Source organism: Ralstonia sp. ASV6, from assembly GCF_016429285.1.
GTDB classification, from domain to species: Bacteria; Pseudomonadota; Gammaproteobacteria; order Burkholderiales; family Burkholderiaceae; genus Ralstonia; species Ralstonia flaminis.
In genome coordinates this window covers 20,990-28,542 of sequence record NZ_JAELUI010000072.1, presented here as the reverse complement: position 1 = coordinate 28,542, position 7,553 = coordinate 20,990, and the positions used below count along the sequence as shown (strand labels likewise).

The 7,553-nt window shown below is 64.5% G+C and carries 7 protein-coding genes and 1 pseudogene; 6 read left to right on the top strand and 2 right to left on the bottom strand.

What is annotated here, in order from left to right; translation table 11 throughout:
* Together JHD73_RS15505 and JHD73_RS15500 are read left to right on the top strand one after the other, a co-directional pair.
* Positions 1 to 627: pseudogene (locus tag JHD73_RS15505) on the top strand (hypothetical protein); the annotation flags it as partial.
* 112 nt (positions 628 to 739) lie between these two features.
* Positions 740 to 2,044, top strand: a complete 1,305-nt coding sequence (locus JHD73_RS15500) for an MFS transporter (RefSeq protein WP_199031162.1) — start codon at positions 740 to 742, stop codon at positions 2,042 to 2,044.
* Positions 2,045 to 2,080: 36 nt separating this feature from the next.
* Here the strand turns inward: JHD73_RS15500 and JHD73_RS15495 are convergent, their stop codons facing one another.
* Both JHD73_RS15495 and JHD73_RS15490 read right to left on the bottom strand, forming a co-directional pair.
* Positions 2,081 to 2,464, bottom strand: a complete 384-nt coding sequence (locus tag JHD73_RS15495) for a cupredoxin domain-containing protein (protein ID WP_199031160.1) — start codon at positions 2,462 to 2,464, stop codon at positions 2,081 to 2,083.
* A gap of 1 nt (position 2,465) precedes the next feature.
* Entirely contained in the window at positions 2,466 to 3,437 is a 972-nt protein-coding gene (locus JHD73_RS15490; RefSeq protein WP_199031159.1) for a metallophosphoesterase, read from the bottom strand.
* 208 nt (positions 3,438 to 3,645) lie between these two features.
* Between JHD73_RS15490 and JHD73_RS15485 the strand changes: the two genes are divergently transcribed.
* From JHD73_RS15485 to JHD73_RS15470, 4 genes are all read left to right on the top strand, one after another.
* On the top strand, positions 3,646 to 4,287 hold the full coding sequence (locus JHD73_RS15485) for an RNA polymerase sigma factor (RefSeq protein WP_199031158.1): 642 nt from the start codon (positions 3,646 to 3,648) through the stop codon (positions 4,285 to 4,287).
* A complete protein-coding gene (locus tag JHD73_RS15480) occupies positions 4,277 to 5,110 on the top strand; it encodes an anti-sigma factor (protein ID WP_199031157.1) in 834 nt (277 codons plus the stop codon). Before JHD73_RS15485 ends, JHD73_RS15480 begins: the two co-directional genes overlap by 11 nt.
* 249 nt (positions 5,111 to 5,359) lie before the next feature.
* Complete coding sequence (locus JHD73_RS15475; protein WP_199031156.1) at positions 5,360 to 7,036, top strand: methyl-accepting chemotaxis protein; 1,677 nt, start codon at positions 5,360 to 5,362, stop codon at positions 7,034 to 7,036.
* Between the two features lie 36 nt (positions 7,037 to 7,072).
* Positions 7,073 to 7,549 (top strand): chemotaxis protein CheW, encoded by a 477-nt coding sequence (locus JHD73_RS15470; RefSeq protein WP_199031155.1) that lies wholly within the window; start codon positions 7,073 to 7,075, stop codon positions 7,547 to 7,549.
* Positions 7,550 to 7,553 lie beyond the last annotated feature (4 nt).

Sequence of the window (7,553 nt, the reverse complement as noted above, 5' to 3'; positions counted from 1 at the left end):
ATTGCAGCCATGCCTGCGCGTTACACCTTAGAGCGCGCCGACTGGAAAGCCGCAGCCGCTCTGCCCATCACCTCGAACAACTGGCCCTACGCCGATTCGATCACGCGATTCGCACGCGGCCTCGGGATGGCGCGCAGTGGCGATGTGACGGGCGCAAAGCAGGAGATCGAGGCACTCAAGCGCTTGCGGCAAGCGCTTGAAAAATCCAAGGAGCCTTACTGGGTGGCCAGAACCGATGAAGAGATCGCTGCCGTCTCGGCGTGGATCGCTCAACAGGAGGGCAACCGCACGCGCGCTGAGCAATGGATGCGGGCGGCGGCCGATGGCGAAGATGCCAGCATCAAGAACGTAGCCATGGAGAACAGGCTGGTTCCAATGCGCGAGTTGCTCGGTGACTTGCTAGTAGAGCAAGGGAAATCCGGCGCCGCGTTCAAGGAATACGAAGCGGCGCTGCGGGAATACCCAAACCGCTTTCGCGGCCTCTATGGCGCCGCGCATGCCGCAGCCCTTTCCGGCCAACGTGACAAGGCGGCCGAATATTTCGAACGACTGCTGGTGCTCGCAAGAAATGCGGATGGCACGCGACCGGAAATCGAAGCCGCCAAAGCCTATCTCGTAGCGCATTGACGCGTAGCGCGTGTTTTAGCCAGTTGTCGCCCTGGGGGCGAGTGCCGTGACAACGAAATCCTCCGACCAATCAAAAGCCGTCGCCAACCGCGGGCACGCTGCGCACTTTTCGATGGGTGTGGAGGGGCATGCCTTCAAGAGCGTTGACCAGACCCTGCTGTATTTCGGTTGCCTGACCTTGTTCATCGCTCTGGCCACGCCGGCCGGCTATCTGGTCGACATCCAGACCTCGTACCTGCTCAAGAACCAGTTGCACGCAACGGCGACGCAGATCTCGATCTTCCGGCTCGTGACGGGCATCCCGGTGTACCTCGCGTTTGCGTTTGGTCTGGCGCGCGATCAATGGAACCCGCTGGGATTGCGCGATCGTGGCTTCTTTCTGATCTTTGCGCCGGCCACGGCGCTGGCGTTGATCGGCATGGCGTTCTCGGGGCTCTCGTACCCGGCGCTGGTGGTCTGGATGCTGCTGGCCATGCTGTCTTCCCGATTTGTCGCCGCGGCCTATCAGGGGTTGATCGCGTTGGTGGGCCAGGAGAAGCGCATGTCCGGACGGCTGAGCGCGCTGTTGAATGTGGTGAGCACGGTTCCGGTTGTTGCCGGGGCATTTGCCTCCGGCGTCATCTCTGATCATCTGGCCCCGAAAGCGGCCTTCTTGCTGGCGGCGGCGTTCACGCTATCGATTGCTGTGTTGGGTCTCTGGCGGCCCGCGTCTGTCTTTGGCGATGCCTATGAGAAGCCGCAAGCCAGGGGCACGGATTTCGTGGGCAATGTCCGGCGGCTGGTGAGGCATCGAGCGGTCTATCCGGCTGTGCTCATCTGCTTCCTGTGGAACTTTGCGCCGGGCGCGGCCACGCCGCTGCAGTTCTATCTGACCAACACGTTGCATGCGTCGGATTCGGTCTACTCGTACTACAACGGCATCTTCGCCGCCGCGTTCATCCCGACCTTTCTGCTGTATGGCTTCCTGTGCAAGAAGGTCTCGCTGAACAGGCTGCTATGGTGGGGAACGATCGTCGCTGTGCCGCAGATGATTCCGCTGGCCTTCATTCACTCGGCCGATCTCGCGCTGGTCCTGGCGGCACCGATCGGGTTGATGGGCGGTGTTGCCACGGCCGCGTATCTCGACCTTGCGATGCGGTCCTGTCCGCCGGGTTTGCAAGGCACGCTGATGATGCTGGTGGACGGTGTGTTTGCGCTATCGGCGCGTGCTGGCGATCTGCTCGGCTCGCGCATCTACAGCAGCAGCCCTACGCTCGGATTCACGTACTGCGTGATTGCGACCACCGTGGTGTACGCGCTGATTCTGCCTTTGATTCCGCTGGCGCCGAAAGGATTGGTCGCCACTAAGGATGGTGAACCCAATCCGGAGATCGAGGCTGGCCTCGCCATCGATCAATCATCCAAGAAAACACCCTGAGTAGTCAGGGCGTTCTCTGGTTTGGGTAGCTTTGCTTCAGGTGACGGTCAACGTCCCATTCATCGTCTCATGCCCCGTGCCGCAGAAGATGTCGCACAGAAAATCAAACGTGCCCGTCTTATCGGGCGTGAGCGCAAGGCGCACCGTCTGCCCCGGCACCACATCCGCCCGCAGGTTGAAATCCGGAATCGAAAAGCCCATCAGGATGTCCTGCCCGGTCAACTCGAACACCACGGGCACGCCGCGCTTGAGCGTGATCTTGTCGGGTGTGAAGGTGAACTTGCGCGCGTGCACGCGGATCACCTGCGGGCCTTCGCCATGCGCAACGCAGGCGAGTGCGGCACCGGCGGCGAGTACGGTGAACTGACGCAGCGCCAGGCGCCGCCTGGGGTTGTGCGAAGTCTGGATAGTAGGGCGCATGTCAGGTGGTCTCCGGGGTCTTGGTGGTGGCGTTGGCCTCGCTGCTGGCCTGGATGGGCTGTTCGGCCAGTGCCCAGGTGGCGGCATCCTGCTTGCCGTGCTCGGTAATGCTGCGCCAGCCCAGGCCGCGATACGGCGCGGCGGCATCCCACGGGACCGGGTTGCGCTTGGCCTGCGAGCCCGGCGCCGGTGGCGCTGGCAGCGGGAACATCAGCGAGCGCGCGGAATGGTGCGCAATGTGCCCCGTCATGTGGTGGTGTTCCTGGTGGATGTGGCCGTAGAAGACGGTCACGTTCGGGTGTGGCAAGAGCAGGTCGATCACCTGCTGACCGTCGCGCGTGGCCCAGTCCCATTGCGGGTACAGATCAAACAGCGGCCGGTGCGTGAAGACGACGACGGGCGTGTGTTCCGGCACCGAGCGGATGTCTGCTGCCAGCCAGGCAAGCTGTGCTTCGCCCACGCGTGCGGCTGGGTCCGACACATTGTCGATGGCAATGAAGTGCACGCCCTTGTGGTCGAACGCGTAATGTGTGCGGCCGAACAGTTCGATGTAGGCGGCGCCGTTGTCGAGCGAGGCATCGTGTTCGCCCGGCATGTAGTGCACCACCGGCACCTTGATCTGGGCGGCGATGTCGCGGAATTCCTGCAGGCGCTTGCGGCGCTCGTCGGGGTCGTCACTGATGTGGGTGAGGTCTCCCGTAAAAATGACAAAGTCCGGCGCGGGCGACAGCGCATTCACGGCGGCAATCGCCTTGGGCAGCGTGCCGCGTGCATCGGGGTTGGGCGTGCCCTTGAAGCCCCAGTGGGTGTCGGATAGCTGCACGAAGTAGAAGTCTTCCTGCGCGGCGCCAGCCTTGCCTGCGGCGCGCGCGGTCGCGGCCATTGCCTGCCAGCCGGGCAGGCCGGAGGCATACACCAGACCGCCGACCGCGGCCAGTTGCAGAAACTGGCGTCGTCCGGGTTGTTTGCTCATGGGGTGTCCCCTGCGTTGGGTTGCTGATTCGGTCGTTGATCCAGCGCAACGGAGAAGGATGAAGCGGGGTGGAGCGCCGGTCCTGCCTGTCATACCGGCCGGCGTGGGTGCGTATTCCACGAAACGCGCGTTTTCAACGAAATTTCTTTCGGCGGGAATAAACTGGATCGCACCCCGGTATACGAAAGTCAATCGTTATCAGGCCGCCATGTCCGACCTGTCAGACCCCACGCTCGATCTGCCCACCGACGCCCAGCGCTTTGCCCAGGCGGTGCTGCCGCATGTCGATGCGGCCTACAACCTGGCGCGCTGGCTCTCGGGCGATGCGCAGGACGCCGATGACATCGTCCAGGAAGCCTGCCTGCGCGCGTTCCGGCTGTTTGGCGGGTTTCGAGGCGGCGATGGGCGTCCGTGGCTGCTGGCGATCGTGCGCAACACCTGGTTTTCGGAATGCGCGCGCCGCAAGCAGGCACCCGCCCAGCCGTGGAATGACGAAGCCACCGCCAGTCAGGCCCAGGCTGATGACGATGGCGCCAGCTACGGTGTGGACCCAGCCGCGCTGCTCGCCCGTATCGACGACGTACGCCGGGTGCATGCCGCGCTGGCGCAATTGCCGGTGCCGTATCGCGAGGTGCTCGTGCTGCGCGAGCTGGAAGACCTGCCGTATCGCGACATTGCCGCCGTGGTCGATGCGCCCATCGGCACGGTCATGTCGCGGTTGGCGCGTGCACGGCAGCAGCTTGCGCGCCTGTTGACCGAAGACACCGCGCCGCCACGCACCAATGTCACGCCGATCCGTGCATCGGGCGGCACGGGAAACAGTACCAAGGAGGCCCGCCATGACCTGTGACGACATCCGCGCTTTGCTGGCCGCGCGCGCCGATGGCGAACTCGGTGCGGCCGATAGCCTGCGCATGGAAGCGCATCTGGGCACTTGCGCGGCGTGTACGGACATTGCGACGCGCCACGACGCTGTGGTGCGCGCGCTGCGCCAGGGGCTGCGTGCGCCCGCGCTGTACATGAAGGCGCCCGTGGGTTTGAGCGAGCGCGTGATGCACGCTGTACAGGTTGAAGCGCAGGCCAAAACCGGCGTACGGCATGAAGCGCCGGTGGCGCGTGCCCGTGCACCGCGCCGGGGCGGGTCTGCCTGGCAGCGCTTGGCCGGATGGCTCATCACGCCAACCCGGGGCCTGGGCCTGGCGGCGGGCACTCTGGCGGCCGTGGCGCTGGGTGTGGGGGTGCTGGTTGGCCGGCCCGACACGGTGGCACTGACCGCACACGACATCACCGCCAGCCACGTGCGGGCGCTGCTGGGCGCACGTGAGACCGATGTGCTGTCGTCGGATCGCCACACAGTCAAGCCGTGGTTCAACGGCCGTATCGATTACGCGCCGCCGGTCACAGACCTCGCCACGCGCGGCTTCCCGCTCATCGGCGGGCGGCTGGATTACGTCGACGGCCGCCCGGTAGCGGTGCTGGTGTACCGCTCTGCGCAGCATCCGGTCGATCTGTACGTGCGTCCCGAGGGCGGCGCCGACACCGAGCCCGCCCTGCGCACAGAACGCGGTTACCAACTGATGGTCTGGCGCAGCGCCGGCATGGGCTACTGGGCCATCACCGATGCCTCTGCAGACGTGGTGCAAGCGTTTGCGCGTGCCGTGCGCGGTGGTTGAAACCGGCGTTTCTTTTGCGCGTTTGCCCGGCGCAACGCGCGCTCATGGTGTGCGCTTTCGTCGCACCGTGCCGAATGACTGGAATGTCGCTCATCGCTGTCCGGGCAAGGACTTACCCGTATTTGCGCCCAATTGCAAAGGTTTCGGTTCCGGTGGCCGATACGTTCCTTTACCATTCAACACAGTTTTGTGAGGTGTGCTCCGCGAGCCGCTTCCATGTCTTCCCGTATCTGTTTCATAGGTTTCAACATGGTTTCTGCGACGCCCCGCATCAGCAACGCAACCCTGGCAAGCATGCTTCGCGGCGGCCGGTTCTCACTCGGCAACCGCATCGTCTTCAGCTTTGGTGTGCTGTTCGTGTTGATGGTCATCATGGCAGCGGTGTCGTATGACCGCCTGCGCGTCATTGACGAAGAAGCCCTGAGCCTGGAGCGTGACTCTGTGCCGGGGCTGTATTTGTCCACCTCGCTGCGTGCGGCCACGCGCAACAGCCACGCGACGCTTGAGCGTGCCCTGTTTGTGGATGCTGATACCGCCACCACCAATCGTGATCTGGAGCGTGCTGCGCAGATCGCACGTGATCTCGACCAGCATTCGGCCGCCTACGAGGGCACCATCTACCGCGAAGACGATCGTCAGCGTTTCCGGGCCTACCGCACGGCGGTCGACAAATACCTGGTGATGTTTAACGAGGCGATGCAGTTGGCACGTACGTCCAAGCCGGCTGCGCAGGCAGTCGTACTGCGTTCCACTGCGGCCTGGGAAGAGGCGACCGGCCTCGTTGACAAGCTCGTTGCCGATAACCGTACCGTGGCCGATGAGTCGGCGCGGCAGATCCGCACCTCCGTACAAGGTACCGAGGTGACGCTGGCCGTGGCGCTGGGCTTGGTGTTGCTGGCGGCGCTCGTGCTCGGCTACATCCTGCACAAGGCGATTACCGTGCCGATGGCGCGGCTGGTGCAGGTGCACGACAACATGCGCACTGGCAACCTGTCTGGTCGGCTGGATCTGCACCGCAGCGATGAATTCGGCACGCTGGAAGCGGGTTTCAACCGCATGGCCGAAGAGCTGGCGAGCCTGGTGTCCCAGGCGCAGAAATCTTCCTTGCAGGTGACGACCTCGGTGGCCGAGATTGCCGCCACCTCTAAAGAGCAGCAGGCCACCGCTGCTGAGACGGCCGCCACCACCACCGAGATCGGTGCGACCTCGCGCGAGATCTTCGCCACCTCGCGCGACTTGCTGCGCACGATGAACGAGGTGTCCAGCGTGGCCGAGCAGTCCGCCACGCTGGCCGGCGCCAGCCAGAGCGGCCTCACCCGCATGGAAGACACCATGCGCGGCGTGATGGAGGCGGCGGGCTCGGTCAACGCCAAGCTGGCGATCCTCAACGAGAAGGCGACCAACATCAACCAGGTGGTGTCGACCATCACCAAGGTGGCGGACCAGACCAACCTGCTGTCGCTCAATGCGGCCATCGAGGCCGAAAAGGCCGGCGAGTACGGCCGCGGCTTTGCGGTGGTTGCCACCGAAATCCGTCGCCTGGCGGACCAGACGGCCGTGGCCACCTACGACATCGAGCAGACCGTGAAAGAGATCCAGTCTGCGGTGTCGGCCGGTGTGATGGGCATGGACAAATTCTCGGAAGAAGTGCGGCGCGGCATGCGCGACGTGCAGCAGGTCGGCACGCAGCTCTCGCAGATCATTACCGAGGTGCAGACGCTGGCGCCGCGCTTCCAGATGGTGAACGAAGGCATGCAGACGCAGGCGACCGGCGCCGAGCAGATCACGCAGGCGCTGTCGCAATTGTCCGAAGCCGCACAGCAGACGGCGGAATCGCTGCGCCAGTCGTCGCAGGCGATTGATGACCTGACGCTGGTGGCCAACCAGCTTCGTACCGGCGTGTCGCGTTTCAAGATCGACGCCTGACGCCTGCCGGAGTTTTTTGCTGTAGCGAGAATCGCCATGCTTTACCTCTTGTTTGAACTCGATGGCGACCGCTATGCGCTCGATGTGGCGCAGATTGCCGAAGTGCTGCCGCTGGCCGCACCCAAGGCGATTCCGGGTGCGCCCGCATGGGTGGCCGGGGTGATCGAGCGGCATGGCACGCCGGTGCCGGTGCTTGACGTGCCGCAGCTTGCGCTTGGGCGCCCGGCGCGGCCGCTGCGCTCCACTCGCCTGGTGCTGGTGCACTACGAAGCAGACTCGCGTGGCGAAGATGCACCGCTGCTCGGCTTGATCGTCGAACACGCTACCCACACGCGCCGCATTGATGCGGCGCATTTTGCCGACAGCGGCATCGCCACGCCCAACGCGCGCTGGCTTGGGCCCGTCGCCAGCCTGGAAGATGGCCTCGTGCAGCGTGTCGATGCGCAAGCGATGCTCGATGCGCAGGCACGTGCGCTGCTGTTTCCGGCCGCCGCCGTCGGACAACCGGCCTGATCGT